Annotated in this window: 24 protein-coding genes, 1 pseudogene and 1 riboswitch; of the genes and pseudogenes, 11 read left to right on the top strand and 14 right to left on the bottom strand. The window is 68.3% G+C overall.

What is annotated here, in order from left to right:
- Positions 1 to 63: 63 nt before the first annotated feature.
- The 3 genes from NP80_RS08635 to NP80_RS08625 all read right to left on the bottom strand — a co-directional run bounded on the left by NP80_RS08635 (position 64) and on the right by NP80_RS08625 (position 3,477).
- Entirely contained in the window at positions 64 to 324 is a 261-nt protein-coding gene (locus NP80_RS08635; RefSeq protein WP_006396970.1) for a hypothetical protein, read from the bottom strand.
- A 116-nt stretch (positions 325 to 440) separates the two neighbouring features.
- Entirely contained in the window at positions 441 to 2,129 is a 1,689-nt protein-coding gene (locus NP80_RS08630) for a purple acid phosphatase family protein (RefSeq protein ID WP_035487655.1), read from the bottom strand.
- Positions 2,130 to 2,283: 154 nt separating this feature from the next.
- Positions 2,284 to 3,477: a tyrosine-type recombinase/integrase gene (locus NP80_RS08625; RefSeq protein ID WP_035487658.1), complete on the bottom strand. Its 1,194-nt coding sequence runs from the start codon at positions 3,475 to 3,477 to the stop codon at positions 2,284 to 2,286.
- A gap of 309 nt (positions 3,478 to 3,786) precedes the next feature.
- Between NP80_RS08625 and NP80_RS08620 the strand changes: the two genes are divergently transcribed.
- Positions 3,787 to 4,164 carry a DUF4377 domain-containing protein gene (locus tag NP80_RS08620; protein ID WP_006403464.1) on the top strand — a complete coding sequence of 126 codons (378 nt, stop codon included), beginning with the start codon at positions 3,787 to 3,789 and terminating at the stop codon, positions 4,162 to 4,164.
- Positions 4,165 to 4,189: 25 nt separating this feature from the next.
- On the opposite strand, the gene NP80_RS08615 is transcribed toward NP80_RS08620, so the two are convergent.
- Complete coding sequence (locus NP80_RS08615) at positions 4,190 to 5,578, bottom strand: DHA2 family efflux MFS transporter permease subunit (RefSeq protein ID WP_006403465.1); 1,389 nt, start codon at positions 5,576 to 5,578, stop codon at positions 4,190 to 4,192.
- Between the two features lie 240 nt (positions 5,579 to 5,818).
- Between NP80_RS08615 and NP80_RS08610 the strand changes: the two genes are divergently transcribed.
- The 3 genes from NP80_RS08610 (at position 5,819) to infA (ending at position 7,535) form a co-directional block, all read left to right on the top strand.
- Positions 5,819 to 6,655, top strand: coding sequence for an FkbM family methyltransferase (locus tag NP80_RS08610; RefSeq protein ID WP_006403467.1), 837 nt, complete (start codon positions 5,819 to 5,821; stop codon positions 6,653 to 6,655).
- 306 nt (positions 6,656 to 6,961) lie between these two features.
- Complete coding sequence (locus NP80_RS08605; protein ID WP_006396978.1) at positions 6,962 to 7,165, top strand: cold-shock protein; 204 nt, start codon at positions 6,962 to 6,964, stop codon at positions 7,163 to 7,165.
- Between the two features lie 103 nt (positions 7,166 to 7,268).
- Positions 7,269 to 7,535, top strand: a complete 267-nt coding sequence (infA, locus tag NP80_RS08600) for a translation initiation factor IF-1 (protein WP_006396979.1) — start codon at positions 7,269 to 7,271, stop codon at positions 7,533 to 7,535.
- 128 nt (positions 7,536 to 7,663) lie between these two features.
- Here infA and NP80_RS08595 read toward each other — a convergent pair whose 3' ends face one another.
- The gene (locus tag NP80_RS08595) at positions 7,664 to 9,088 is read right to left on the bottom strand and encodes an MFS transporter (RefSeq protein WP_006409087.1); all 1,425 of its coding nucleotides are present in this window, start codon (positions 9,086 to 9,088) and stop codon (positions 7,664 to 7,666) included.
- Positions 9,089 to 9,313: 225 nt separating this feature from the next.
- Here NP80_RS08595 and NP80_RS08590 point away from each other — a divergent pair, with 225 nt between their 5' ends.
- Genes NP80_RS08590 through NP80_RS08580 form a run of 3 tightly spaced genes read left to right on the top strand, consistent with a single transcriptional unit; the run spans position 9,314 to position 11,123 of the window.
- Positions 9,314 to 9,958: a DUF1326 domain-containing protein gene (locus NP80_RS08590; protein ID WP_006408462.1), complete on the top strand. Its 645-nt coding sequence runs from the start codon at positions 9,314 to 9,316 to the stop codon at positions 9,956 to 9,958.
- Positions 9,955 to 10,746, top strand: coding sequence for a DUF2182 domain-containing protein (locus NP80_RS08585; protein WP_006403471.1), 792 nt, complete (start codon positions 9,955 to 9,957; stop codon positions 10,744 to 10,746). Before NP80_RS08590 ends, NP80_RS08585 begins: the two co-directional genes overlap by 4 nt.
- Positions 10,747 to 10,778: 32 nt before the next feature.
- Complete coding sequence (locus tag NP80_RS08580) at positions 10,779 to 11,123, top strand: copper-binding protein (RefSeq protein ID WP_006409085.1); 345 nt, start codon at positions 10,779 to 10,781, stop codon at positions 11,121 to 11,123.
- A 75-nt stretch (positions 11,124 to 11,198) separates the two neighbouring features.
- Here the strand turns inward: NP80_RS08580 and NP80_RS30720 are convergent.
- From NP80_RS30720 to NP80_RS08565, 3 genes and pseudogenes are all read right to left on the bottom strand, one after another.
- A pseudogene (locus tag NP80_RS30720) lies at positions 11,199 to 11,339 on the bottom strand (3-hydroxybutyrate oligomer hydrolase family protein); the annotation flags it as partial.
- A 50-nt stretch (positions 11,340 to 11,389) separates the two neighbouring features.
- Positions 11,390 to 13,318 carry a TonB-dependent receptor domain-containing protein gene (locus tag NP80_RS08575; RefSeq protein WP_006409086.1) on the bottom strand — a complete coding sequence of 643 codons (1,929 nt, stop codon included), beginning with the start codon at positions 13,316 to 13,318 and terminating at the stop codon, positions 11,390 to 11,392.
- Between the two features lie 282 nt (positions 13,319 to 13,600).
- Positions 13,601 to 13,794, bottom strand: a riboswitch (cobalamin riboswitch).
- Positions 13,795 to 13,813: 19 nt separating this feature from the next.
- Entirely contained in the window at positions 13,814 to 14,083 is a 270-nt protein-coding gene (locus NP80_RS08565) for a hypothetical protein (RefSeq protein ID WP_006403476.1), read from the bottom strand.
- Here NP80_RS08565 and NP80_RS08560 point away from each other — a divergent pair.
- Positions 14,016 to 14,315 carry a hypothetical protein gene (locus tag NP80_RS08560; RefSeq protein WP_006396988.1) on the top strand — a complete coding sequence of 100 codons (300 nt, stop codon included), beginning with the start codon at positions 14,016 to 14,018 and terminating at the stop codon, positions 14,313 to 14,315. The genes NP80_RS08565 and NP80_RS08560 overlap by 68 nt on opposite strands.
- A gap of 22 nt (positions 14,316 to 14,337) precedes the next feature.
- On the opposite strand, the gene NP80_RS08555 is transcribed toward NP80_RS08560, so the two are convergent.
- From NP80_RS08555 to NP80_RS08540, 4 genes are all read right to left on the bottom strand, one after another.
- Positions 14,338 to 15,156 (bottom strand): class I SAM-dependent methyltransferase, encoded by an 819-nt coding sequence (locus NP80_RS08555; RefSeq protein ID WP_006410213.1) that lies wholly within the window; start codon positions 15,154 to 15,156, stop codon positions 14,338 to 14,340.
- Positions 15,157 to 15,404: 248 nt separating this feature from the next.
- Positions 15,405 to 15,641 (bottom strand): hypothetical protein, encoded by a 237-nt coding sequence (locus NP80_RS08550; RefSeq protein WP_006403480.1) that lies wholly within the window; start codon positions 15,639 to 15,641, stop codon positions 15,405 to 15,407.
- A 90-nt stretch (positions 15,642 to 15,731) separates the two neighbouring features.
- The gene (locus NP80_RS08545) at positions 15,732 to 16,712 is read right to left on the bottom strand and encodes a threo-3-hydroxy-L-aspartate ammonia-lyase (protein ID WP_006410211.1); all 981 of its coding nucleotides are present in this window, start codon (positions 16,710 to 16,712) and stop codon (positions 15,732 to 15,734) included.
- A gap of 61 nt (positions 16,713 to 16,773) precedes the next feature.
- Positions 16,774 to 17,469: a helix-turn-helix transcriptional regulator gene (locus NP80_RS08540; protein ID WP_006410215.1), complete on the bottom strand. Its 696-nt coding sequence runs from the start codon at positions 17,467 to 17,469 to the stop codon at positions 16,774 to 16,776.
- Positions 17,470 to 18,340: 871 nt separating this feature from the next.
- Here NP80_RS08540 and NP80_RS08535 point away from each other — a divergent pair.
- Positions 18,341 to 20,206 carry a phosphoenolpyruvate carboxykinase (GTP) gene (locus NP80_RS08535; RefSeq protein ID WP_006410216.1) on the top strand — a complete coding sequence of 622 codons (1,866 nt, stop codon included), beginning with the start codon at positions 18,341 to 18,343 and terminating at the stop codon, positions 20,204 to 20,206.
- A gap of 174 nt (positions 20,207 to 20,380) precedes the next feature.
- Here the strand turns inward: NP80_RS08535 and NP80_RS08530 are convergent, their stop codons facing one another.
- Positions 20,381 to 22,045, bottom strand: a complete 1,665-nt coding sequence (locus NP80_RS08530; protein ID WP_035946874.1) for an acid phosphatase — start codon at positions 22,043 to 22,045, stop codon at positions 20,381 to 20,383.
- Between the two features lie 350 nt (positions 22,046 to 22,395).
- Here NP80_RS08530 and ftsH point away from each other — a divergent pair, with 350 nt between their 5' ends.
- Together ftsH and NP80_RS08520 are read left to right on the top strand one after the other, a co-directional pair.
- Positions 22,396 to 24,363 (top strand): ATP-dependent zinc metalloprotease FtsH, encoded by a 1,968-nt coding sequence (gene ftsH, locus NP80_RS08525; RefSeq protein WP_045593355.1) that lies wholly within the window; start codon positions 22,396 to 22,398, stop codon positions 24,361 to 24,363.
- Positions 24,364 to 24,515: 152 nt separating this feature from the next.
- Positions 24,516 to 24,983, top strand: a complete 468-nt coding sequence (locus NP80_RS08520; protein ID WP_006412015.1) for an OsmC family protein — start codon at positions 24,516 to 24,518, stop codon at positions 24,981 to 24,983.
- 67 nt (positions 24,984 to 25,050) lie between these two features.
- Here the strand turns inward: NP80_RS08520 and otsA are convergent, their stop codons facing one another.
- Positions 25,051 to 26,451, bottom strand: a complete 1,401-nt coding sequence (gene otsA / locus NP80_RS08515; RefSeq protein ID WP_006403489.1) for an alpha,alpha-trehalose-phosphate synthase (UDP-forming) — start codon at positions 26,449 to 26,451, stop codon at positions 25,051 to 25,053.
- Positions 26,452 to 26,465 lie beyond the last annotated feature (14 nt).

Genomic DNA, 26,465 nt, shown 5'->3' with positions numbered 1-26,465 from the left:
TCGCGTGAGGTCGATGAACGGGTTGGGCCGCAGCCCGGATGAGGGCCAGCCGGCCGCAACGGGTCAGACGCTGTCCGCGTCGTCGATTTCCTTGCGCTCGCGGCGTTCTTCGTTGCCGCGCCGTGCGCGCAGGCGCTGGCGCGACAGCACGGCGATCACCTGCTGGGTCGGCGCGCCGGACGGAATTTCGTTGCGGATGCGATCGGGCACCATCGGCAGCCCTGCGCGCTGCCGGCGCAGCGCCTTCGCGATTGCACGCCGGCATTCGTCGCCGTGGCAATCCCATTCATCGCGGATTCGGTGGCAGTAGCGGCATTGTTCCATCGAGACAGTCTAACGCGTGTCGGCGCAACGCTGCCGACACCGCCGCGTGCCGCGCCGACTGGCCGGCCGCCGGCCGCGCGCGAGGCGCGGCAGGCGGCGCGGCGAGCGGGCGCGCGTCAGCGATCGCGCCGCTTCTTCGTCAGCTGGATCGTCTCGAACAGTTCGTATTGCGCGGTCGGGTGCTGATCGGCGCCGGGCGCGTGGTAGTAGCGCATCGTGATCGTCGTGTGTCCGCCCGGCTCGCCGGGATCGTGATCGAACACCGCGATGCCGTAGCCTGTGCCCGTGTCGCGCCGCGCGGACCAGATCGCGTCCTCGAGCGCATCGGCCGCCGCGCGCACGAACGTGTTCGGCGCCGTGCCCGGCACCGGTCGATTCGGCTTCGTGAAGACCTTCGCCTGCGCATAGCCGGTCGCCGGGTTTTCGCCGTACACGTCGAGCGGCGCGCTCGTGCCGCCGCCGCCGAGAATCAGGTGAATCGTCCCGTGGCTCGTGTCGAACTGGCTGCGATCCGGATCGGTCGGCCCGACCGGCCGCGGCTGCAGCGTGTCGACCACTTCGCCCGTCTTCGCATCGACGCCCGCGCGGTGATTGCAGCCGCGTACCGGGAAGCTGCGCTCGTAGTCGTGATCGTGACCGCACAGCACGAGATCGACGCCGTAGCGGTCGAACAGCGGCAGCCAGGCTTCGCGGATGCCCTTGTCCGACCCGTTGCCCGTCTTCGACGAACTCAGCGCGTCCTGGTGCATCTGCACGACGATCCAGTCGATCCCGTCGTCGTGCGACGCGTGACGCAGCGTGCGCTCGAGCCAGCGCGTCTGCTCGCCCTGGCTGTAGCCGCGCACGTAGAACGACGTGCCGGGCGCGATCGGCGGGCGGCCGGTGCTCGCGGCCGGCACCAGTGGGTCCGGCCCGGCGACGAACGCGGCCGCGTCCTGATAGACGACGTCGTCCGCGTCGAGCGAGATGAACAGCACCGAGCTCACGCGGAAGCTGTACCAGCGCCCCGGAAAGCGCGTGCCGTTGTCGGGCAGCGTATAGCGCGCGAGATACGAGTCGAGCCCCTGCGGGCCGTTGTTGAACTCGATCTCGTGATTGCCGGGGCAGGGCATCCACGGACGATTCGCGGCCGACGTCTGGTTGTTGTTGCCGAAATCGCGCCATACGTCGGGCTGATGCGCGGGGTTCAGGTTCGCATAGCAGAGGTCGCCGTTCAGCAGATGGAACAGCGGCTGGAACTGCTCGACCGCCTGCACCGCGAAGCGGCTCTGCGGCGACGACAGCACCCAGGCGCCATTCGGCGTCGCGAGATCGCCGTAGCTCGTGAAGCGGAACGGCGCGCGCCCGCGCGGCGCGGTCGTAAACGCCGCGGCGAACGGCTGCGCGGCGTTGCTGTCGTTGTCGGCCGTGACTTCGTAGCGATAGCGCGTGTTCGGCTTCAGCCCGTGCACGCGTGCGTGGTACGTGAACACGGTGTCGCCGTTCAGCCCGTCCGTATACAGGCGCTGCACGCCGTGCACGGTGCGCGGCGGCTCGCCGTCGGCGACGATGCGTGCGCGCGGATTGACGGCCGGTGCGAGCGATGCCCACGAGATCACGACTTCCGACGTCGGGTCGCTGCCCCACGTCAGGTGGATCTGTTCGGGCGTGCCGTCCGGATTCGCGGCGGCGGCCTTGCCGGCGGCCGCGAGTCCGCCTGCGGCGGTCGCGAAGCCGGACACGCCGGCGAGTTTCAGAAAGCCGCGGCGCGACACGGAGGTGGCCGGCTCGTTCGGCGGAAGCGAGGAAGGGTCGTGGTTCGACATGATCGTTCTGGGTTGGGCACGAGGATGCGCAAGCACGCGGCCGCGCAAGCGTGCGCGCGGCCGGAGCACGAGCCGGAAACGAGCGGGATCCCGGTGACGCGCATTGTCGGCGCACAGTTTTGCCGCGATGTGACAGCCTCGCGGCACGCGCCGTCTACCAGTCGATGCGGTGCTTTTCCTCGGTTTCGCGATGTCGCCAGTCGTCGTCCGCGTGCAGGTATTGGCTCGTCGTCGTCAGCGACACGTGGCCGAGGTTGTCGCGCACGAGCCGCAGGTCGACGCGTCCGTCCGCCATGTGCGAGCCGGCGCTGTGACGCAGCCAGTGAGCCGACGCCTGTTCGAGCACGCGCGCTTGTTCGGCGCCGGCGTCGCCTTGCGTGCGCAGGCGGTCGGCCGCGTGGCGGAACACCTGCTTGACGATCCGGTGCAGCGCCGCGCGCGTGAGCGGCCGGCGCGCCTGGCCGAACGGCAGTACGAGCGGCGTGTCTTCGTCGGCGACGGGCAGCGGTGCGAGACCGTGCGCGCGCCGGTAGCGCGCGAGCTCCGTCATCAGTTCGTCGGTCGCCGGCACGAGCCGGCGGCGGCCGCCTTTGCCCGTCACGTCGAGCCACCAGCGATCGCGTCCGCTCGCATCGCGCCGGCAGAAGAACCGGCCCATCGTCGTCTCGGCGGCTTCGGTGATGCGCAGCCCGCCGAGATACAGCAGCGTGAAGACCCAGCGCGCGCGATCCGCATGGAACGACGCGCGCGCATCGTCGCGCGGCAGCGCGGCGATCGCGTCCTTCACCGCCTGCCAGAGCGGCGGCCCGAGATGGCGTGTGATGCGAGGCGCGGGGCGCCGCTGTCGTTGTCGCGACAGCGCGAGCGGATTGCCGGCCAAATAGCCGGCCTGCACGAGCCACGAGAACATCGCGTTCAGGATCACCATCGCCTGACGCTGGCTCGCCGGCGACAGCGGTCCATAGAACGGGCGCCAGCGCGGGTCGCCGCGCGGATGCTTGCGGCCGCCGTTCGCGCACCAGACGTCGGCGGGCGCGGGCGCGAGCAGAAACTGCCGATACGCGACGAGATCCTCGTGCGTCAGCGACGACAGCGGCTTGCCGCATGCGATCACGGCCCACAGCAGCAGGCGTTCGGCTTCCTTGCGATAGTTCTGGAAGGTCGTCGGCGTATCGACGAAACGCGCGAGCCACGCGCGCACCGCGTCGAGATCGTTCGTCGCCGCGATCTGCGCACGCGCGCCGGTCGCGCGGTTCGCTCCCGTGCGCCCGTCGAGCGCGGCCGGCACGGTCAGCGTGTCGATCGGCAGCGGGCGCAGCGCACGGTCGGGCGGAACGGGTGAAGTCATATGAAGCGATGAGGGCGCGGCGGATGAAACGGCGAACGTCGCGATCGCGATCGCCATCGTCGTCGGATGCACGCGCGGCCGCGTCGATCGGGAAGCGCCGATGGTACACGATGCATGCGCGGCCGGCGATCCGCGATGACGGCTGCGGCGCGTCGTATGGCATCGATGGCGCAGCGAGCGGACCGACGCATGCGCATCGCGTGTCGACGTTGCGCGAAGGACCGCGATGCGGCACGTTCGACGTCGATCGATGAACGATCGGGCGCGGCACTCGTCTAACTGCGCCTTTTGCTTTTGGAGGAACACCCGATGATTCGACACTCCCGCCTGCTGTTCGGCGCGCTCGCGCTTGCCGCCGGCGCGCTGCTGACCGGCTGCCAGACCGGCGCGGCGACGACTGCCGCGGCCGCGCGTGCCGATGAGGACCGACCCGTCACGAAAACCGTCTACGTCGCGCCGCAGACCGTGCGCTGTACCGGCGTCGCGCCGATGGACTGCCTGCAGGTGCGCAGCGACCCGAACGCGCCGTGGACGTTGTGGTATGCCGGTATCGAAGGCTTCGCGTATCAGCCCGGATACAAGTACACGCTGCAGATCGACGAATATCGCGTCGCGCAGCCGCCGGCGGACCGCTCGTCGATCCGCTGGGTGCTCAAGCGCGTCATCGACCGACGGCCCGCGAACTGAACGCGGCCGGGGCGTGCCGCGCGCGTCACGCGGCGGGCCGCGACGTCGCGGGACGCGGCACGGCCGGCGTATCGATGCGCCGAAACACGAGCGACGACAGCAGCGTGACCGCGCCCATGCAGACGAACGCGAGCATGAAGCCGCTCGCGGTCGAGCCGAGGCGCGCGGCGAACAGGTTGATCAGTCCGCCGCCGATCGATACGCCGAGACCCATCGCGAGCATCTGCATCATCGTGAAGAGGCTGTTGCCGCTCGCCGCATCGGCGTGCGACAGCCCCTTGAGCGTCACGCTGTTCATCGCCGCGAACTGCATCGAGTTCGCCGCGCCGAACACGACGAGCAGCGCGATCTCGAGCACGGGCGCCGGCCGCGCGGACACCAGCGCAAAGCCGGCGATCGCGCTGCCGACGATGCCCGTATTCACGACGAGAAACGCCGCGTAGCCGAAACGCCGGACGAGCGGTGCGATCCAGCGCTTCGCGACGACGCCCGCGATCGCGGCAGGCAGCATCATCATCCCCGATTGCAACGGCGTGTAGCCGAGCTGCACCTGCATCAGCAGCGGCAGCATGAACGGCAGCGCGCTCGTGCCGATCCGGCACAGCAGATTGCCGAGCAGCCCCGCACCGAAATTGGGCTCGCGAAACAGCCCGAGGCGGAACAGCGGCTGCGCGCGCCGGCGCGCATGCGGCAGATAGGCGAGCGCGCTGGCAAGCCCGACTACGGCGAGCGCAGCCGCCCACGCACCGCGCTGCGAGGCCATCGGCGGGTCGATCGCGAGCGACAGCGCTACCATCGCGACGGACAGCAGCGCACAGCCGATGAAGTCGAACGGCGGCGGCTGCGTCGCCTGGTCGTGCGGCAGAAAGCGCTGCACGGCGACGAGGCCGATCGCGCCGACCGGCACGTTGACGATGAATACCCAGTGCCATGAGATCGCCTGCGTGAGCCAGCCGCCGAGCGTCGGTCCGACGATCGGCCCGAGCTGCGCCGCGATCGAGACGAACGCGAGCGCCGATACGTATTGTTCGCCCGGCACGCGGCGCAGCACCGCGAGCCGGCCGATCGGCAGCAGCATCGAGCCGCCGACCCCCTGCAACGCGCGCGCCGCGACGAGCTGACCGAGCGTATGCGATGCCGCGCATCCGATCGACGCAAGCACGAACACGAAGATCGCGAGCGAAAACACGCGGCGCGTGCCGAAGCGGTCCGCGAGCCAGCCGGACGCCGGCGTCAGCATCGCCATCGTCAGCGTATAGACGACCACGACCGGCTGCATCGCGAGCGGCGAGGCATGCAGGCCCTGTGCAATCGAGGGCAAGGCGGTATTGACGATCGTCGTATCCAGCGACTGCATGAAGAAGGCAGCAGCGACGATCCAGAGCAGCGCGGTGTGAGAAGCGTCCCGGGACATGGCGAAATTCGGCGTGCGGCGTTCGGCGCAACGCCAGTGCGGCGTGCGACCGGTGTTTCAAGCAGTCGATGGTACCGATTCCGGTGGCGCTCGGGAAGGTGCCGAGCGCAATACGCTCGAGCCGGCGCGGCCGTCATGCGTCGGCGTGCGGCATCGCGCCGCCCGCCACGCCGCGCGCTGTTCATCGGGCAACCGCGCCGCCTATAATCGCGCGGACAATGACAATCATCGGGGGATGCGATGCCACTGTACGCGCAACAACGATGCCGCTACGGCACGATGCTGTTCAACACCAACGACGAATTCGTCGGCCGAAGTCTCGCGTTGTACGGCGAATGGTCGGAGCCCGAGCCGTTTCTGTTCGCACAGATGATCCGCGAAGGCGATACTGTTGTCGAAGCCGGCGCGAACCTCGGCTCGCATACGGTGATGTTGTCGCGTGCGGTGGGCGATAGCGGCACGATGTTCGCGTTCGAACCGCAACGCCACACGTTCCAGTTGCTGTGCGCGAATCTCGCGCTGAACGAGCGCCTCAACGTGCAGGCGTATCAGTACGCGATCGGCGATGCGGACGGCGTCGTCGAATTTCCGCTCGTCGATCCGCGTGCGCCGAACAACTTCGGTGCGTCGTCGCTGCTTCATCCGGCGCCGCGCGCCGAATCCGTGCCGCTGCGCACGATCGATTCGCTGCGATTGACGCGGCTCGATTTCCTGAAGGCCGACGTCGAGGGCTTCGAGATGAACGTCATCCGCGGTGCGCGCGAGACGCTGCGCGCATTGCGTCCGATCGTCTACGTCGAGTATCTGAGCCATTACGCCGGCGACATGTCGAAGGCGATGCTCGACGTGTTCGCCGCGCTCGATTATCGCGTGTGGTACTTCATCACGCCGCTGTTCAACCGGCTGAATTTCGCCGGCAATCCGGAGAACGTGTTCGACGGCGTATGGTCGTTCGATCTCGTCTGCATTCCGCGCGAACGCGGCGAGATGCATGGGCTCGTCGAGGTGACGCGCGACAGCGAAGGCGTCTGCCGCGATCCCGATGCGTGGCGGCGCGTGCGGTTCGCGCCTGCGTAACATGCTGGCGGCGGCGGCGATCGAAGCGAAGCGATGCGGGCGGGCATCGTCGGTTCCGCCGCCGCGTTTCCGTGCGGCAGGGCGAGGACCGCACCGCGCGCGAGAACCGGCTGCGCGCCAACGCCGCACCCGCAATCCTTGACGCGGCACGCAATACCGGGTAGTGTCCGACATCGAAGTCGTCAAGAAGCTCGATTGCTCATCTTTCTCCGCGTCGCACGCGGCAGTCGTTGGTCTCTCCCTCTTTGATTCTCTTTCGCGCCCGTCGCGGGCGTGCGTTCACTCATTCGCATCAAGGAAGCATGCATGGATACCGGTACGGTCAAGTGGTTCAACGAAACGAAGGGTTTCGGTTTCATCAGTCCCGATAACGGCGGCGACGATCTGTTCGCGCACTTTTCGGAAATTCGCGGTACGGGCTTCAAGACGCTCACCGACAACCAGAAGGTCAGCTACGAAGTGAAGCGCGGCCCGAAAGGTCTGCAGGCGTCGAACATCACGCCGCTGTAAGACCGCGCGCGGGTGCGGCCATGCGGCCCGCCCGCATTGCATGCCGGCGTCGCGCAGGCCGCGTTGCAGCTTGCGATCATTCACGTTGTCTGGAGGAATCGGCTTGGCCAAAGAAGAACTGCTGGAACTGGACGGAATCGTCGACGAAGTGCTGCCCGACAGCAAATACCGCGTGACGCTGGAAAACGGCGCTGTGGTCGGCGCATACGCATCGGGCCGCATGCGCAAGAACCATATTCGCATTCTCGCGGGCGACCGCGTGACGCTGGAACTGTCGGTGTACGACCTGACGAAGGGCCGCATCAACTTCCGCCACAAGGACGATCGCGCGCCTGCGCGCCCGCCGCGCAGCGGGCAGCCGCGCCGCTGAGCGTCCTGTCGCTCGACCGCCGTCCCCGACCTTCGGTCGGCCGCGTCGGTCTGCGCGCACCGTGACCGCAAAGGGACGGGAGCGCGCCGTTTTTTCCCCGTTTCGATCGCGATTCCGCGCGACCCGCATCACGCGAGCTTGCGCTCGCGCCGCACGCCGACGGCCGCTGCCGCTGCGCCGGCGAGCTGAACCGCCGCGCCCGCGAACATCGCGATGCGCAACCCGGCCGGACCGCCGTGCAGCACCGCGAACAGCGTGCCGAGCACCGCGATGCCGAGCGTTGCGCCCGCCATACGCGCGACATTGACGAGCGCGCTGGCCGTGCCCGAGCGCGCGGCATCGACCGCGCCGACCGCGACCGTCATCAACGGCCCGGTCGCAATCCCCATCCCGAGTCCTGTCAGGCCCAGGCCGATCTCGGTGCCGATCAATGCCGGCGACGCCGCCGATGCGCCGATCACGCCGAGCCCCGCTGCAATCACCGCTACGCCGCCGGCCGTCGTCGCGCGCTGTCCGAGCTGCTCGGACAGCCGGCCCGAGCACGGCGATACTGCGACGAACACGAGCGCCATCGGCAGCAGCGCGAGGCCCGCGCCCGTCGCGTCGAGTCGCCCGACGCTCTGCCAGGTGAGCGGCAGCAGAAACAGCACGCCGTACATGCCGAACGTCATGCCGGTCGTCGCCGCGATCGCGCCGCGAAACGCGCGCAGCCGGAACAGATCGAGCGGCACGAGCGCGGCCGCGCCGTGCCGGCGCTCGATCGCGACGAAGACGCGAAACGCGACGAGCGCGACGGCGAAGCCGATCGCGGCGATGGCCGGCGTATCGCGAAGCACGATGGCCGCATAGGCGAGCCCGCCGAGCGCGAGCGCACCGGCGGCCTGCGCGCCTGCGTCGACGTGCCGGCCGCGCCGGTCCGACGATTCGGGCACGGCAGGTATCGCGAACAGCATCGCGGCGACACTGAGCGGCACGACGACGAAGAAGATGCTGCGCCAGCCGAAGTGCCGGATCAGGACGCCGCCGACGGTCGGACCGATCGCCATCGCGACGCCGTTGCACGCAGCCCATATGCCAAGCGCGCGGCCGCGTTCGACCGGATCGCGCCATACCACGCGTACGATCGCGAGCGAGGCCGGCAGCAGCAGCGCCGCGCCGACGCCGGCGAGCGCCCGCGCGCCGATCAGCACGCCGACCGTCGGCGCGAATGCGCAGAGCAGCGACGCGACCGTGAACAGCGCGGTGCCCGCGATGAAGATCCGGCGGCGCCCGTAGAGATCGGCGAGCAATCCGCCGGTCAGCAGCAGCACCGCGTACGTGAGGTTGTAGCTGTCGACGACCCATTGCAGCGCGCCGACACCTGCGTGGAAATAGTCGCCGATCGCGCGCGTCGCGAGATTCACGACGGCGGTGTCGATCTGTGCGACGAGCACCGCGATACAGAGGGTCAGTAGCGTGAAGCCGGGATGCGTGGCGCGCGTCGGCGCGGGCGAAGAAGGATGTCCGTCGTTCGGCACGATGAAGCGCTCCGCGAACTGGAATGGATTCAGCATAGCGCGGTGCTCCTGACACCGTCGTGTCAGGAGCAGGGCACGGACGCGGCGCATCGCGCGCGCTGCGCAAGGTCGCACGCGACGCGTGTCGCGCTCGCGTACCGGCAACAGGATTTCGTCGGACAGACGCGGCATGCGAGCGCGGCCGATGCGCCCTTGCTTTCCCGGTGCCGTGCACTAGATTTCGAAGCGTGACACGTGTCACCGCGCGCGCGAGGTGGAGCCATGACGCCTTGGGAAATTCAGGGAACCGAATTGATCAACTGCAATTGCTCATACGGTTGCCCTTGTCAGTTCAACGCACCGCCGACGCACGGCGGCTGCGAAGCGATGGGTGCGATTTCGATCGACAGCGGCCACTACGGCGACGTGGTGCTCGACGGCGTGAAGATCGCGGTCGTGTTTCAGTGGCCGGGGCCGATTCACGAAGGCCACGGGCGCTGCCAGCCGATCGTCGATGCGCGCGCCGATCCCGCGCAGCGCGACGCGGTGCTGAAAATCATGACCGGTCAGGACACCGATCCCTTTGCGACGATGTTCGCGGTGTTCGCCTCGACGCTCGAGCATGCGTACGATCCGATCTTCACGACGATCGACTTCGACGTGGACGTCGACGAACGGCGCGGCCGCGTTCATGTCGAGGGCGTGTTCGACCTGACGGGCGAACCGATCCGCAACCCGGTCACCGGCGCCGCGCACCGCGTGCGGATCGATCTGCCGCACGGCTTCGAATACGAGCTGGCGGAAGTCGGCTCGGGCACCGGTCGCTCGCAAGGCAACATCGCGCTGACCCTCGACGGAACCTATGCGCAGTTCGCGCGACTGCACCTGAACAACCACGGATTGATCCGGCATCGCGTCGCGGCATGATCCCGGCAGACCCGCTGCTCGGACGCGAGCGCGCCGTCACGCTGCTTGCGATGGCGGCGGTGGCCGCGCTGTGCTGGTTTTACGTGTGGACGGGCGCGGGCACCGGCATGTCCGCGCTCGAAATGACGACGGTCGCGCTCTTTCCGCATCGGCTGCCGGACGATCCGGGCAGCATGGCGCCGTCGCTGCCGACCGTGATCCTGATGTGGTGGACGATGATGATCGCGATGATGACGCCCGGTGCGGCGCCGCTCGTGCTGCTGTACCGGCGCGTGCTGCGGCATCGCGGCGCGGATGCGCGGACATCGGCGCGCTTGTCCGCGTGTCTGCTGGCCGGCTATCTGGTTGCGTGGCTCGCGTTCTCCGTATTGGCCGCATGGCTTCAGCAGGGACTGCAGCCGGCCGGCCTCATCTCCGGCATGATGCTGTGGTCGAAAAGCGCCGTGCTCTCGGCGCTCGTGCTCGCACTCGCCGGCCTCTATCAGTTCTCGCCGCTCAAGCGCGCGTGTCTGCGCCAGTGCCGCTCCCCGGTCGGCTTTCTGACCGCGCACTGGCGGCCGGGGCTCGCCGGCAGCTTCGTGCTCGGCGTGCGGCACGGGCTCTATTGCGTCGGCTGCTGCTGGCTGCTGATGGCGCTGCTGTTCGTCGGCGGCGCGATGAACGTCGTCTGGATTGCCGCGCTGTCGCTGATCGTCGTCGTCGAGAAGGTCGCGCCGCGCGGCGAACGGTTCGGTCGTGCGCTCGGGATCGTGCTGATCGGATGGGCGATCGCGACGTTGCTGGTTTGAGCGCATCGTGCGGATGCGCGGGGAGACAGTCGATGAAGAGCGGATGCGTTGCGGCGGTCTCGATCGCGATCAGCGCCGCGGTGCCGGTGCCGGCCGCGGCCGACGACATGGCCGATATGAAGGGCGGCCAGCCGACGATGTCGGCGCAGGACGCCGCGCTGACGGATGCCGAAGTCACGCGGATCGATGCCGGCAGCGGGATGGTCACGTTGAAGCACGACGCGTTGCGCAACGTCGGAATGCCGCCGATGACGATGGCGTTCAAGGCGGCCGATCCCGCGATGCTCGGCGGCGTTCATGTCGGCGACCATGTGAAGGTGCGCGTGGAACGCGTGAACGGCACGCTGACGCTCGTGACGCTCGTGAATGTGCGTTGAGGCGATGGCCTGATCGTCGTCGACGCGATGCGGGGCCGCCCGCGCGCGCCACGACGCTACGTAACACCGCCAGCGTGTAGTCGTGAAACTGAAATTGCAGAGATTGTCGGTCACGCGCGAGCGCGTAGACGCATTCGCATACGTGACCGAGGTCGCGGCGATCGCCTGCGAGCCGCACATCGATGCATGCAGCAAATCAAAATCGACGAGATGACCGACTCGAGCCACGCCGCGCAGCGAAGCGTCCCTAAGCGCGCCCGGTCCGATCAGAACGTATAGGCGATCTTGCCGAACGCGGTGCGGCCGACCGTGTTGTAACCGTACGCCGTCATGTACTGCCGGTCGAACAGGTTCGACAGCAGCGCCGACACCGTCAGATGCGAATTGATCCGGTACGACGCACGCAGGCTTACGCTCAGATACGACGGCAGATACGTCGCGTTGGCCGGATCGTCGAACGTCGTGCCGCCGTACAGCAGCGATGCGCCGGTGCTCAGCGCATGCAGATGCAGTTCGTCCCACGAGTGATCGATGCTGACGCTCACGGTCTGACGCGGCCGGCGGTTCAGCCATGTCCGATTCGTCACGTCCTGCGGATTCAGGAAGCCGACCGCGACGCTGACGGGCGTCGAGCGGCCGAGCGTGCCCTTGTACGACAGATCGATGCCGCGAATATGCGCGCGGCCGATATTGATCGGCCCGAACGTGACGGGATCGTATGCGATCAGGTTGTGAACGCGCGTGTCGTAGAGCGCGGCCGTGAACGTACCGATTGCCGTGCTTGCGTCGACTGCCGCCTCGACCGAATTGCTGCGTTCCGGACTGAGCCGCGGATTGCCGTAGCCGGGGTAGTACAGATCGTTGAAGGTTGGCAGCCGGAACGCGTTGCCGTACGACACGCGCGCGGTGTAGACGGGCGTGATCGCCCATGCGAGCGCCGCGTTGCCGGTGTTGACCGCGCGGCCGGCGATGATCTCGTGACGGCCCGCCATGAACATCGTGACCTTGCCGAGCGTGATCGACTGATGCAGCGAGAACGCGGAGTCGTTGCGCGTCGGCACGCCGCCCGCCACGTCATTCGGCAGGAACGCCTGCTCGCGCGTGAAGTCGTACGCGAGCTTCGTCTCGCCGGACAGCGGCTGCCCGAGCAGCGTGAGCCCGCGCGTCTGATGCGTCAGCGACGTCGACGTGCTGATTCGCTGCGAATCGATCCGGTCGGTCGCGATGGTCCGATCGCCCGCATAGAAGAACTGCCGATCGTTCGCATAACCGAAGGACTGATCGAACTGCGTGTCGGGTGTGATGTCGACGTGGAGCGATACGCCGGTCGTCAGCTGATGATCGAGCTCGCGGTTCGCACCGCCGGCATTGTCGTACGACAGATCGGAGCGGTGATAGAGCGCGAACGTCGAGACCGACCAGTTGTCGCGCGCGTAGCCGAGCCGCGCGTCGACGTCCTGCGCATGGTACGGATTGCGGCCGTCCTCGTGACCGTATGCGAACGGCCGCGTCGCGTCGATGCCGGCCGTCGCGTAATCGTGCAGGCCGAGCGAGTAGGTGAGGCCGCCGAGCGCGGCCAGCGGTCCGGTCGACGGCACCGTGCCGGACGTACGCAGCTGCGTGTCGAACGTCTTGTTCGAGCCGCCGCCGAACGACACCGTCGTGCGGTTCGGCTGGTTCGACGCTCGGCGCGTGAACAACTGCACGACGCCGCCCATCGCGTTCGCGCCGAACGATGCGGCGGCCGGCCCGGAAATCACCTCGACGCGTTCGAATGCCTCGGTCGGCAGGTCGGACCACGGCGCGATGCCGGTGGTCGGCGAGCCGATCCGGATGCCGTCGACGAACACCGCGACCTGGTTCGCCGACGAGCCGCGGATGCTGACCGACGCGGTGGAGCCCGGCCCGCCGTTCTGCGAGACCGTGATGCCCGGCAGCGTCGCGAGCGCCTGCGTGATGCTCGGATCGCTCGGCGACAGGCGGTCGAGATCGTCGCGCGTGAGCACCTGCGTGCTCGCATAGCGGCGATCGAACGATTCGGGCAGATGGCGCGTGTCGGTAACGGTGATGGCCGGCAGCGCGGCGTCGTTCGACGGCTGCGCCGGCTGCTGCGCCGCGCCGTCGCCGGCGGCGTGCGCGAGCGGCGACAGGAACGCGGTGGCGGTGGTCGTGGCAAGGAGATGTCGGAGATTCATGAAGCGTGAGTCGTTATCGTGATGCGGGCGTGGCGGCGACGTGGGCGCAGGGCGCGCCGCCGTCGCGCGGCGGTGGCGTGGCCCGGCGAGGCCGGCTCGTGTCGCCGAACCGGCTGCATGCAGGCGCGCGAACGCGCGCGCACGGCAGCGTGCGTGCCGTGCGCGGGCAAACGGATGCGGAAGCGGTGGACATCTGACGGATCCTGAGGTCGGGCCGTCCTTGCAACGGGCGACCGCCGGCGGCGGCGCTTGCGCATCGGGACACCCCGCCCGTTGCGGCTGCTTGGACCTCGGTCGATGGCTGGTCTCCTGGCTCGCGGGTCGCCGCCCGGTGCCCGCCTTCCCGGTTTCCCAGTGGCGCGAAGGGCACGGACTCGCCGCTTACAGTTGCGGGGGCAGCCGCAGATTCCGGCGTGCGCCGTCACTGCGTTCCCATTTGATCCCGTCTCGCGGGAACCATCAGCGCGCAAGGGTAAGGGGCAGGGCTTTCGCGCGTCAATCTTTCATGCACGCACCGGCGCGAAAAAACCACGCGCCGCGGCTGGCATCGGGTCCGCATTTGCGACGCGCCGTGCCACCCGTTTGGTATGACGAATCGTCGCGGAACGCACTCGACGACAGGCGCAGCGCCGTTGCGCTGCCCTGCTGCGCGCCCGGATAATGACGCGGCGCGCGCGATGCGCGCAGGAGGATGCCCATGCAATTTCCGACAGGATCCGTGACCGCGCTCAGTTCGGCCGCCGCGACGATGTTTTCGATGGGCATGCTGTTCCTCGGCTACTGGGGGCTGCACGAGCAAACGCCGTGGCAGTTCGGCGACTACGTCGTGATCGCGCTTGCGCTGTCCGGCTTCGCCTGCCTCGGGAGCGTGCCGTTTTTCGCGACGTCGCCGATGAAGCGCGCGGACGACGAAACGCAGATCGCGGTCGCGCGGCGCGTGTTTCTCGGCGGCGCGATCGCGGTGTGGTGCAGCATCCTTGCGTCGTTGATCCTGTAGTGCGCGCCGGCTGCGCCGGCCGTCAGCGGCTCGCGCCGAACACGTGCGCCTGGATCTTGCCGTCCACCGGCCCCGCACCGAACCGCTCGGCAATCGTCTCCGTGCATGCGGTGGTCGCGTCTGCCAGCGTGTCGGGACCGATCGCCTCGAGTTCGTTGCGCAGCGGCGTGCCGTGGCAGTACGCGATCGCCGGCACGCCGGGCGTCGCTGCGCGGCTGTGCGCCGGCACCGTGTCGCAATAGAGCAGCGACGAGAAGCCTCCCGCGCGCACGTCGGCTTCGACCGTCGCGCGATCGTGGTAGCCGTGCGGCGTGCGCGCGAGAAACGTGGGCGGACGATCGGGGTAGCGCCGCGCGAGCGTCTGCGTGACGGTGTCGGCAAATTCGTTTTCGGCGATCCGGTCCCACACGTTGAACAGCAACGTGCCGCCCGGTTTCAATACGCGATGCGCTTCCGCGAACGCGCGCGGCTTGTCCGGGAAAAACATCGCACCGAACTGGCAGATCACGAGATCGAAGCTCGCGTCGCCGTACGGCAGCCGCTGCGCGTCGGCCTGTTGCCAGACGACCGGCCAGCACGTGCCGACTTCCGCCGCGCGATCGAGCATCGGCCGGTTCAGGTCGGTTGCGACGAGCGTCGTGCCGTCCGGCAGCGCGCGGGACAACGCCCGCGTCAGCGCGCCGGTGCCGGCCGCGAGCTCGAGCACGCGCGTCGGCGCAATGATCGCGGCGCGCCTCGCGAGATCGATCGCGTACGGCTCGAACAGCAGCGGCACGAGGAGCGTGTCGTAGAGCGCCGGGATCGAGCCGGCGAACAGCGTGTCCGCATCATGGGGTTGCATCGGTGCCGCCTTTGCGCGACATGCGCGCCGTTGGACGAGCCGGTTCTCTCAGCGTAGATTGCACGGTGGCGTGCGGCCACGCTCGTTTTCCTGCATGGTCGTGCTGCGCGCGTCGGTACGCGGGCGTATGCACGCGCAACGCGCGACGCGGGTCGGGCACGCATGATGCAGGTTCGCTTGCCGCAGGCTGCATCGCTTCTCGAACAGGGCGGGCGAACGGCCGATACTCGCGTTCGCCGTCTGTGCCATTACAGATGCGCCGCGCCGTGCGAGCGGCCGGACGGATCGCCGCCGCGATCGGGCGGCGTATTGTTCTGATCGATCTTCGCCAGGACGAAGCGCGGCGCGGGCAACGCGCGCGACGTGCAGGGCGCGGCGGCGCACGGTGCGGCGAGCGGTGCACCGGACGGCACGGCGGCCGGTTGAGCGAACGCCGACAGGGAAGCGGCCGCCAATGCGGCGGCGACGATCGCATGCGTGTTCATGGCAACTCCTTCACGACGGACTGCGGGGATCACCTCGTCAGTCTAGGTCGCGAAACTTAACGCGACGTGAAGGGTGCGTTGCCGCTTCGCTCAGTCTTGCGGCCGGCTGGCGAGCAATGCGCTGAACGCGTCGAGATCGACGTTGCCGCCGCTGATCACGATGCCGACGCGCTTGCCCTTCAGCTCGTCCTTCATGCGTCGCGCGCCTGCGAACGACAGACAACCGGTCGGCTCGACGACAATCTTCATACGCGACGCGAACAGGCGCATGCATTCGACGAGCTCGTCGTCGGTCGCGGTGAGGATGTCGTCGACGTCGCGGCGGATGATCGGAAACGTGATGTTGCCGAGATGCTGCGTCTGCGCGCCGTCGGCGATCGTGCGCGGCGTGTCGATGTGGACGATCGCGCCCGAGCGGAACGATTGCTGACCGTCGTTGCCGGCTTCGGGTTCGACGCCGTACAGCCGCGCGTTAGGCGACAGCGCGCGCGTGGCGAGCGCGGTGCCCGACAGCAGACCGCCGCCGCCGAGCGGCGTGAATACCGCGTCGAGCGGGCCGACTTCGTCGAACAGCTCGATGGCCGCGGTGCCCTGACCGGCGATCACGTCCGGATGATCGTACGGCGGAATCAGCGTGAGCCCGTCCCGTTCCGCGAGTTCACGGCCGATCTGCTCGCGATCCTCGGTGTAGCGGTCGTACGTGACGACGATGCCGCCGTAGCCGCGCGTCGCGGCGATCTTCGCGGCCGGCGCATCCTGCGGCATCACGATCGTCGCCGGAATCCCGAGCATGCGCGCGGACAGCGCGATCGCCTGCGCATGATTGCCCGACGAAAACGCAACGACGCCGCGACGGCGCTGCTCCGCATCGAAGCGCGACAGCGCGTTGAATGCGCCGCGGAACTTGAAAGCACCCATGCGCTGCAGGTTCTCGCACTTGAAGAACACCTGCGCGCCGAGCGCGTCGTCGACCGTGCGCGACGTCATCACGGGCGTGCGGTGCGCGTGGCCGGCGATTCTCGCCGCCGCGGCGGCAACGTCGTCGAAGCTGGGGAGGGGCAATTTGTTCATGAGTCGCTCGAGTGAAAGAGTCCGTCAACAGCCGGGCACGGCGGCATGCCGCGCCCGTGCATCATTTCGCATCGTTGTACACCGTCGCGCGCGACACGCCGAGATGCTGCGACACGATCTCCATCGCGCGCCGGATCTCGAGCAAACCGTCCGCCTTCAACGTCTGCATCAGTTCGCGGCGCTGCTCCGTCTTCAGCTCGCGTGGCGTGGCGGCAAGCCGCGTCGCGAACGCGTCGATCCGCTGACGGATCGCATCGGCGCCCGCCGGGTCGAGCGTGTCGGGCACCGCGTCGCCGTCGGTGCTGCAGAACTGCGCGAGCATGTGCTGAAAGCCGCGGAACAGCGTGACGTCCGCATTCAGGCACAGTGCGGCGACGTAGCGCCCGCTCGAGTCCTTGATACCGATCGAGGTGCTCTTCGCCGTGCGGCCGTCCGCGAAGCGGTTCGGGTAGTTTGCGAGCACCGGCGGGAAATCGTCGTCCGCGATGCGCGCGAGCCCGAGTTCGGTAGCCGGCTCGCCGACCGCGCGGCCCGACAGATTGTTGTGAATCGCGAGGATCGCCTGCTTCGGCGTGCGCAGATCATGCACGACGACTTCGGTGAACGGCGCGAACATCTGGCCGAGCCCTTCGGCGATGCGCTGCACCTGTTCGATCAGCGAGGCCTGCTCCGATTTCAACGACACCGCCGATGCGGCGGGCCGGCGGCTCGTGCGCTTCGCTTGCGCAACGGCGGACGTTCGCGCTTTCGGCTTCATCGACGCACTCCGCATGCGTGCGGCGAGATTGCGATGCGCGCGCCGGCGTGAAAGCGGATGCCGTTTCGGTTCGGCAGGCTACACCGAGAGTGCAAAGCAGGGCGATCGTGCATGTCGGTCCGGCAGGATGAAACGGGAGTCGCAACGCGCGGCCACAGGCGACCGATACGCGCGATTTTCCCTGTTTGACAGTTCGTCCAAGTATAGACGTTTTGTCACGGCATGCAAAATATCGCGCGGTGTGCAGCGATTCGTCCCGTCGATGTCGCTCGAAGTCGACGGCTACGCGCGGGCAACGCGATGACGCGGTCGAAGAGATGCGTGTTACTCCCGATTGTCTGTCGCGCCGCTTTGATCGGGTACGCGCGAGAGAGATGTTTGTGTACGCAACCTAATTCAGGGTTTGCCTGAGTAGCGAAAACACGGACACGCGCCACCCGTCGATGTCGCGCACGCGTCGCTGCGCGACAGGCCGAAATTGCCGCGTCCGCGAAACCCTTGTGCGGCGGACGTTCCGGCCGTTTCGTCCGACGTGCGGTGCGCAGCGAAGCAGTAAAAACGACCGGTACGCAACGCGCGTGCCGACGGTTCGTCAGATTTGTTTCTTGTTGCAACGCAACGCGCGGGCCAAATCGGCGATGGTATGCTGGCCGTCATGGAGTTGTTCGGCAGGTTGCATGCATGGCGAAACTCGCGTTCGCACCCTCTCAAGAGACTTCACTTTCTCTCGCACGCCTCGCGGCATCGACACGCGCTGAATCCGCGCGCTCCGACCTGCGCGTCGCCGCATCCTGCCCTCCGCACGCATTCCGCATCTCGCGGGCCTCGCCCGCATCCCCGATCCCCGCCCAATAAATCTGGAGACGTCATCATGTCGCACAACAATCTGGCCGAAGCGACACACGGCCCGCTGATCGCTCCCCCCGCTTTCGTCAAACACCGCAAACTGATCGACTGGGTCGCGCGCATCGCCGAACTGACGGAGCCCGAACGCGTCGTCTGGTGCGACGGCTCGCAGGCCGAATACGACGCGCTGTGTCAGGCGATGGTCGATCAGGGCACGCTCAAGCGCCTGAATCCGGCGAAGCGCCCGAACTCGTATCTCGCGCAGTCCGATCCGTCGGACGTCGCGCGCGTCGAAGACCGCACGTTCATCTGCGCCGCGTCGCGCGACGACGTCGGCCCGACCAACAACTGGATCGCGCCCGACGAAATGCGCGAAACGCTCGACGGGCTGTTCCGCGGCTCGATGCGCGGTCGCACACTGTATGTCGTGCCGTTCTCGATGGGCCCGCTCGGCTCGCCGATCGCGCATATCGGCGTCGAGCTGTCCGACAGTCCGTACGTCGCGGTGAACATGCGGATCATGACGCGCATGGGACGCGACGTATACGACGTGCTCGGCGAAGACGGCGAATTCGTGCCGTGCGTGCACAGCGTCGGTCATCCGCTCGAGCCTGGTCAGCAGGACGTGTCGTGGCCGTGCAATCCGGTCAAGTACATCGTGCATTTCCCCGAGACGCGCGAGATCTGGAGCTTCGGCTCCGGCTACGGCGGCAATGCGCTGCTCGGCAAGAAATGCTTCGCGCTGCGGATCGCATCGACGATGGGCCGCGATCAGGGCTGGCTCGCCGAACACATGCTGATCCTCGGCGTGACGTCTCCGGCCGGCAAGAAGTATCACGTCGCGGCCGCGTTCCCGTCCGCATGCGGCAAGACGAACTTCGCCATGCTGATTCCGCCGCAGGGCTTCGACGGCTGGAAGGTCACGACGATCGGCGACGATATCGCGTGGCTGAAGCCGGGCGCCGACGGCCGGCTCTACGCGATCAACCCGGAGGCCGGCTATTTCGGCGTCGCGCCCGGCACCGGCGAGAAGACGAATCCGAATGCGCTCGCGACGCTGAAGGAAAACGTGATCTTCACGAACGTCGCGCTGACCGAAGACGGCGACGTATGGTGGGAAGGGCTGACCGACACGCCGCCGGCGAAGCTGACCGACTGGCAAGGCAATACGTGGACGCCGGAAATCGGCAAGGAAACGGGCCGCAAGGCCGCGCATCCGAACTCGCGCTTCACCGCGCCGGCCGCGCAGTGCCCGTCGATCGACGCCGACTGGGAGAACCCGGCCGGCGTGCCGATCGACGCATTCATCTTCGGCGGACGCCGCTCGACCACGGTGCCGCTCGTGACCGAAGCGCGCGACTGGGTCGAAGGCGTGTACATGGCCGCGACGATGGGTTCCGAAACGACGGCTGCAGCCGCCGGCCAGCAGGGCGTCGTGCGGCGCGACCCGTTCGCGATGCTGCCGTTCTGCGGCTACAACATGAGCGACTACTTCGCGCACTGGCTGAAGCTCGGCAAGCAGCTGGAGCGCGCCGGCGCGACGCTGCCGAAGATCTATTGCGTGAACTGGTTCCGCAAGGACGCGGACGGCCGCTTCGTATGGCCGGGATTCGGCGAGAACATGCGCGTGCTGAAGTGGATGCTCGATCGTCTCGAAGGCGAGGGCGGCGGCAGCGAGCATGCGTTCGGCGTGTCGCCCGCGTATGACGATCTGCACTGGGACGGCCTCGACTTCACGCGCGAGCAGTTCGACGCGGTCACGTCGATGAACGCGGAAGAATGGCGCGAAGAGCTGAAGCTGCACGCGGCGCTGTTCGATACGCTGAAGCTGCGGCTGCCGGCTGAACTGACCGACACGATGAAGAAGATCGAGCAGCGTCTCGACGCCTGACAATCGGCATCGTCCGCGACGCCCCGCTGTCGGCACCGAACCGGCAGCGGGGCGTTTTTTTCAGCGACACGAAAGGCGACGCGATGCGACGGCGGATGCGACTGCCGCGGGACGCGGCGCACGATGTCCCGCGAGCCGCTTCGTCGATCGCACGCGCGGCACGACGACAGATGCTCAACCGAGATCGAGCGCGTTGGTCAGATCGCCGGGCGGCGTCGCGCCGCGTGCCGCGAATGCCTGGTTGCGCGCGACGATTCCGTCGAGCGGCGCGAGGCCGTGCACGCGGCTGATGAAGCGCAGGATCGAGTTCGTGTCGTACAGCGTGTGGTCGACGTAGCCCTTTTTCGCGAACGGCGCGATCACGAGCGCGGGAATCCGCGAGCCGGGGCCCCAGCGGTCGCCGACCGGCGGCGCGACGTGATCCCACCAGCCGCCGTTCTCGTCGTGTGTCATCACGATCACCGTGTTCTCCCACTGCGGCCCGCGCCGGATATGCTCGATCACGGTCGCGATGTGGCGGTCGCCCGACTCGACGTCCGCGTAGCCCGCATGCATGTTCAGGTTGCCTTGCGGCTTGTAGAACGCGACGGCGGGCAGGCGGCCCGCGTCGATGTCGGCGATGAAACGGTTCGTCGACGGATCGTCGCCGAGCCCTGCATCGCGCAAATGCCGGCGGCGCGCTTCGGTGCCGGGCGCGTAGTTCGCGAAGTAGTTGAAAGGCTGGTGGTGGTACTGGAAATCGGGCACGGTGCCCGTGTCGCGATGCTCGAGCGCGTACTGCCACGCGCCGCTATACCACGCCCAGTCGATCTGCTTCTCCGAGAGCCGGTCGCCGATCGTCGCGTAGACCTGCGGCGGCAGCACGCGATGGTCGTCCGGATCGGCGAACGCGGAGTTGCCGTTCGCGGGCGGCGGCACGTAGCTCGGCTGGTACGGCGGCGCCATCGTGTTCACGCCGTAACCGTCGGGCGTCAGCGGGCCGTCGCCGACGAACTTCGGCGGGCCGTCGAGCGCCGACGCCGGCGAATCGGCGGCCAGCTTCAGCCGCGTGCCGGCCGGATCGTCGCCGTCGAGCACCGACAGCAGCTTTGCCGCGTGCGGGTGCTTGTGCGCATCCGGGTAGCGCGGCGGCTGTGCGCCGATCAGGTACATATGGTTCAGCCAGGAGCCGCCGAATGCGGCCATGAAGAAGTTGTCGCACAGCGTGTATTGACGCGCGAGATTCCATAGGCGCAACGTGTCGGCCGAATTGCGGTAATGGCCCATCACGAGGCCGCCCGAGTCGGCCCATGCGGCGAACTGGTTGTTGCGGCCCGCCGCGATCTGCATCTGGTTCTGATAGAAGCGGTGCCACAGGTCGCGCGTGATCACGCCGTTCGGCAGCGGCTTGCGGTCCTTGTCCGTCAGCTGGAACGGCCCGTTCGGCAGCTTGTCGATGTCGCGCTCGCCGATCATGTAGCGCTTGCCGTTCACTTCCTGCGCCTGCGGCACGAGGCCGCCCCAGATCTTCGGCAGCACCGGCAGCGGCGTCTTGCCGTCGCGGTCGAGCTGCTGCGCCTGCTCGGGCGCCACCGCGCTCAACGGATAGCGCACGCCCGGGAAATCGCCGTACAGATTCGCGAAGCTGCGATTCTCCGCGTAGATCACGACGATGTGGCGCACATGGTGGCGCAGCGCTGCGTCGACGCGCAGGTCGGCCGCGGAACGCGGCGCGCCGCCGGGCGCGGTTTCGCAGCCGTTCAGCGCGAGGCCCGCGCCGAGTGCGGCGAGGCCGCCGAGCACACGGCGGCGGTCGGGATCGTCGGGAAGGTCGTCGGGGCGATCGGGGGTGTCGTTCACGTCGTGTGCTCCTCGCGGGTTGGGATGTCGCTCGATGCGCCGGCGTTCGGCCGACGCCGCGCGGTTGCGGCCGCCGCACCGGGCGGCCGTTGTCATGAAATTGTCATGAACGCGACTATAGCGCGACCGCGCCCGGCAGCGAAAGGCGCGCGCGGCGTGCTGCGGCCGCGCATGCGCGACGCGCGTGCGCGAACTAGACTGGAATCGACGGGCCGCGCGTCGCGACGGGCGGCCGGCGCGAATGCCGCGCGGCGGCGCAGGCCCGCGGCGACGCCGCGGCGTCATTGATGCGACGAAACGAAACGACGACGAAGCGCACGACGTGCGGCTTCGCCGCGCATGCCGATGCCATGGACAGGAAATTCGACTACCCGGGGCTGCTGATCGCGGCGGGTTTCTTCGTGCTGTTCGCCGCGCAATTGCTGACGCTGCGGCCGGCGGCGACGTCGATCGCATACAGCGATTTCCACCGGCTCGTCGATGCGCGGCTCGTCGACGATCTCGAGATCGGCTCCGCGTCGATCTCGGGCACGCTGCGCATGCCGAAGGCGGCCGCGATGCTGCCGGCGTCCGATGCCGATGCCGCGAAGACGGCCGGCGCGCCGTGGCGCTTCACGACCGAGCGCGTGCCCGACGAGCGGCTGATCGATACGCTGACGGCAGCCGGCATCCGCTACCGCGGCGCGCCGGATACGAGCTGGCTCGTCTCGCTCGCGTCGTGGCTGCTGCCGCTGGCCGCGTTCGCGTTCGTCTGGACGCTGATGCTGCGACGACGCGGCGGGCTGCAGGATTTCACGGGGATGGGCAAGAGCCGCGCGCGCGTCTACGTGCAGCAGGAAACCGGCATCACGTTTGACGACATTGCCGGCATCGACGAAGCGAAGGCCGAGCTGCAGCAGATCGTCGCGTTCCTGCGCAATCCCGAGCGCTATCAGCGGCTCGGCGGCAAGATTCCGAAGGGCGTGCTGGTCGTCGGCGCACCGGGCACGGGCAAGACGCTGCTCGCGCGTGCGGTCGCCGGCGAGGCCGCGGTGCCGTTCTTCTCGATCAGCGGCTCGGCGTTCGTCGAGATGTTCGTCGGCGTCGGCGCCGCGCGCGTGCGCGATTTGTTCGAGCAGGCGCAGCAGAAGGCGCCGTGCATCGTGTTCGTCGACGAGCTCGATGCGCTGGGCAAGGTGCGCGGCGTCGGCCCGATGTCCGGCAACGACGAGCGCGAGCAGACGCTCAATCAGCTGCTCGTCGAGATGGACGGCTTCCAGGCCAATTCCGGCGTGATCATCATGGCCGCGACCAACCGGCCCGAGATCCTCGACCCCGCGCTGCTGCGTCCGGGCCGCTTCGACCGGCACATCGCGATCGATCGCCCCGATCTGAACGGTCGCCGGCAGATTCTCGGCGTGCACGTGAAGCGCGTGAAGCTGGCCGCCGACGTCGATCTCGGCGAGCTTGCGTCGCGCACGCCGGGCTTCGTCGGCGCCGATCTCGCGAACGTCGTGAACGAAGCCGCGCTGCACGCGGCCGAGCTCGGGCGCGCGGCGATCGGCATGGACGACTTCGACGAGGCGATCGACCGCGCGATGACGGGCATGGAGCGCAAGAGCCGCGTGATGAACGAACAGGAGAAGACGACGATCGCCTATCACGAGGCCGGCCACGCGCTCGTCGCGCAGTGCCGCGCGCACTGCGATCCGGTGAAGAAGGTGTCGATCATTCCGCGCGGCGTCGCGGCGCTCGGCTACACGCAGCAGGTGCCGACCGAGGACCGCTACGTGCTGCGCAAGAGCGAACTGATGGATCGTCTCGACGTGCTGCTCGGCGGACGCGTCGCGGAAGAGCTCGCGTTCGGCGACGTGTCGACCGGCGCGCAGAACGATCTCGAACGCGCGACGGCGATGGCGCGCCACATGGTGATGCAGTACGGGATGAGCGAGCGGCTCGGGCTTGCGACGTTCGACGACGGCGACGGCCGCACCGGAAGCGCGAATGCCTGGCATCCGGGCGACGGCCGTTGCAGCGAACATACCGCGCGTCTGATCGACGACGAGGTGCGCACGCTCCTCGCCGATGCGCATGCGCGCGTCGCGGCGACGCTCGGCGAACGGCGCGACGCGCTCGAGCGCATCGCGCGCCGGCTGCTGCAGTGCGAGGTGGTCGAGCACGACGCGCTGCAGGCGCTGATCGACGGTCGCGCCGACCCGCCGGCCGGCGCCGGCGATGCGGGTGCCGCGACGCTCGGCCCGGCGCGCGCGCCGGAACGCGCGTCGGCAGTCGAGCGCGAGTTCGTCGCGTACGGGCCGCCGCGCGAGCCCGATCGCTGAAGAAGGTGTTCGCCTTCGAGGCGGCCGCCCGTCGCCGGTCGCCGCCGGCTGCGCGCGCGTCGCCGCATACGGTTCGCCCGTCGCGCAAGCGATGCCCGCGGCGCCGCGACGCACCGGTCTTCCTGTCCTTCCTTGCCTTAGACGGAGTCGCCATGAGCGAGGTGCACGTATCGATCGATGTCGCGCAGCGCGCGCGTTTCAGCTTCGAAGTGACGTTTGCCGGCACGACGCTGGCGCCGGTCGTGACCGACGAGCCGCCGCCGCTCGGCGAAGGCCGCGGACCGAACCCGGTCCGGCTGCTGGCGGCGTCCGTCGCGAGCTGTCTCGCGGCGAGCCTGCTGTTCGCGCTCGAGCGGCAGCGCGTCGATCCGCAGCCGGTCGGCGCACACGTCGACGTCGACATGGTTCAGGACGACGCGGGCGCCGTGCGCGTCGGCGCGATGGCGGTGCGCCTCTCGGTCGGCCGCACGTGGGCCGAACTCGCGACCTCGGCGCAGGCGCTCGAGCGCTTCGATGTGTATTGCGTGGTGACCGAAAGCGTGCGGGCCGGCATTCCGATCTCGATCGACGTGCGCGACGCGAACGGCGCGTTGCTGGTCAGCGAACAGACGGGGACTTAAAGCCGTGACGCCGCGATGCGGCGAGCGATTGGACGCAGACGAAGCGGGCCCGTCGACGCGCGACGCGCTACGTCGCATCCGCGACTTCGGCCGCTTCCGCGAGCGCTTCGAGAAAGCGCTTGCGCCACCACTGCACGTCGGTGCGCCGCAACGTCGCCATCAGCGCGGCATGACGCTGACGGCGCTCGTCGAGCGGCATCGCGAGCGCGCGCTGGATCGCCTGCGCGGTGCCTTGCGTGTCGTACGGATTCACGAGCAGCGCTTCCTTCAGCTGCTCGGCCGCACCGGCGAAGCGCGACAGCACGAGTACGCCGGGATCGGCTTCGTCCTGCGCGGCGAGGAATTCCTTCGCGACGAGATTCATCCCGTCGCGCAGCGGCGTCACGAGCGCGACGCGGCTCGCGCGATAGAGTCCCGGCAGCCGCTTGCGCGCGACCGTGCGATGGATGTAGCGCATCGGCATCCATTCGAGCTCGCCGTAGTCGCCGTTGATCGCGCCGCACAGACTGTCCATTTCGCGGCGCAGATCGTCGTATGCGCCGAGATCCTCGCGGCTCGGTGCCGCGATCTGGATCAGCGTCGCGCGATTGCGGTTCTCCGGATATTGTTCGAGCAATTGCCGAAACGCATGCACGCGCTGCGGCAGTCCCTTCGTGTAGTCGAGCCGGTCGACGCCGACGAGCAGTTGTCGGCGCGAATACTCGTCGCGCATCCGCTCGAACATGTCGATGCCGTCGCGATCGTCGGCGAGCGCCGCGAATTCGTCGACGTTGATGCCGATCGGAAACGCGCCGGCCGACAGCGTGCGGCCGAAGGCGCGCAGCCGGCCGTCCGCGAGGCGCGCGGCGCCGGCTTCCGCTTCGACGTAATGCTCGAAGTGGAGCAGGTCGGCCTCGGTCTGGAAGCCGACGAGGTCGTACGCGAACAGCGAGCGCATCAGCCATTCGTGCTCCGGGATCGCAGCCATGATCGGCGGCGGCGGCACCGGGATGTGCAGGAAGAAGCCGATCGGATTCGTGCAGCCCATCGCGCGCAATTCGGCCGCGAGCGGAATCAGCTGATAGTCGTGAACCCACACGACGTCGTCGGGCCGCAGCAGCGTGCGCAGCCGACGCGCGAACAGCTGGTTCACGCGCCGGTAGCCGTCGGCGAAACGGCGGTCGAACTGCGCGAGATCGAGCCGGTAATGGAACACCGGCCACAGCACGTTGTTCGAGTAGCCGAGGTAGTACGCGTCGTAATCCTGCGGGTCGAGATCGATCGTCGCGAGCTGAATGCCGCCGACGTTCTGGATCTGCACGTCGTCGCCGTGTGCGGGCTGCGCGTCGGCGCTGCGTAGCTTGCCGCTCCAGCCGAACCAGACGCCGCCCGTTTCCTGCAGGCTGTCTTTCACGGCGACGGCGAGACCGCCGGCCGCGGCTTTACGGGGATCTGCAATGCGATTCGATACGACGACGAGACGGCTCACCAGCTCTCCTGACG

Source organism: Burkholderia multivorans ATCC BAA-247, from assembly GCF_000959525.1.
GTDB classification, from domain to species: domain Bacteria; phylum Pseudomonadota; class Gammaproteobacteria; order Burkholderiales; family Burkholderiaceae; genus Burkholderia; species Burkholderia multivorans.
Note: the sequence above shows the minus strand (reverse complement) of the source record. Positions and strands in the feature narration are given on the sequence as shown.

Bases quoted from the DNA above. Each gene is read 5' to 3' on its own strand.
- NP80_RS08565 (WP_006403476.1), bottom strand. From the start codon at position 14,083: ATGCCCATCGAAAACATCGTCGCGGCGGCCGAACTGAGCGCGGTCACG.
- ftsH (WP_045593355.1), top strand. From the start codon at position 22,396: ATGGACAGGAAATTCGACTACCCGGGGCTGCTGATCGCGGCGGGTTTC.
- NP80_RS08625 (WP_035487658.1), bottom strand. From the start codon at position 3,477: ATGACTTCACCCGTTCCGCCCGACCGTGCGCTGCGCCCGCTGCCGATC.
- NP80_RS08585 (WP_006403471.1), top strand. From the start codon at position 9,955: ATGATCCCGGCAGACCCGCTGCTCGGACGCGAGCGCGCCGTCACGCTG.
- NP80_RS08595 (WP_006409087.1), bottom strand. From the start codon at position 9,088: ATGCTGAATCCATTCCAGTTCGCGGAGCGCTTCATCGTGCCGAACGAC.
- NP80_RS08560 (WP_006396988.1), top strand. From the start codon at position 14,016: ATGCAATTTCCGACAGGATCCGTGACCGCGCTCAGTTCGGCCGCCGCG.
- NP80_RS08550 (WP_006403480.1), bottom strand. From the start codon at position 15,641: ATGAACACGCATGCGATCGTCGCCGCCGCATTGGCGGCCGCTTCCCTG.
- NP80_RS08580 (WP_006409085.1), top strand. From the start codon at position 10,779: ATGAAGAGCGGATGCGTTGCGGCGGTCTCGATCGCGATCAGCGCCGCG.
- NP80_RS08555 (WP_006410213.1), bottom strand. From the start codon at position 15,156: ATGCAACCCCATGATGCGGACACGCTGTTCGCCGGCTCGATCCCGGCG.
- NP80_RS08520 (WP_006412015.1), top strand. From the start codon at position 24,516: ATGAGCGAGGTGCACGTATCGATCGATGTCGCGCAGCGCGCGCGTTTC.
- NP80_RS08545 (WP_006410211.1), bottom strand. From the start codon at position 16,712: ATGAACAAATTGCCCCTCCCCAGCTTCGACGACGTTGCCGCCGCGGCG.
- NP80_RS08540 (WP_006410215.1), bottom strand. From the start codon at position 17,469: ATGAAGCCGAAAGCGCGAACGTCCGCCGTTGCGCAAGCGAAGCGCACG.
- NP80_RS08615 (WP_006403465.1), bottom strand. From the start codon at position 5,578: ATGTCCCGGGACGCTTCTCACACCGCGCTGCTCTGGATCGTCGCTGCT.
- NP80_RS08535 (WP_006410216.1), top strand. From the start codon at position 18,341: ATGTCGCACAACAATCTGGCCGAAGCGACACACGGCCCGCTGATCGCT.
- NP80_RS08610 (WP_006403467.1), top strand. From the start codon at position 5,819: ATGCCACTGTACGCGCAACAACGATGCCGCTACGGCACGATGCTGTTC.
- NP80_RS08590 (WP_006408462.1), top strand. From the start codon at position 9,314: ATGACGCCTTGGGAAATTCAGGGAACCGAATTGATCAACTGCAATTGC.
- NP80_RS08630 (WP_035487655.1), bottom strand. From the start codon at position 2,129: ATGTCGAACCACGACCCTTCCTCGCTTCCGCCGAACGAGCCGGCCACC.
- NP80_RS08605 (WP_006396978.1), top strand. From the start codon at position 6,962: ATGGATACCGGTACGGTCAAGTGGTTCAACGAAACGAAGGGTTTCGGT.
- NP80_RS08635 (WP_006396970.1), bottom strand. From the start codon at position 324: ATGGAACAATGCCGCTACTGCCACCGAATCCGCGATGAATGGGATTGC.
- NP80_RS08620 (WP_006403464.1), top strand. From the start codon at position 3,787: ATGATTCGACACTCCCGCCTGCTGTTCGGCGCGCTCGCGCTTGCCGCC.
- NP80_RS08575 (WP_006409086.1), bottom strand. From the start codon at position 13,318: ATGAATCTCCGACATCTCCTTGCCACGACCACCGCCACCGCGTTCCTG.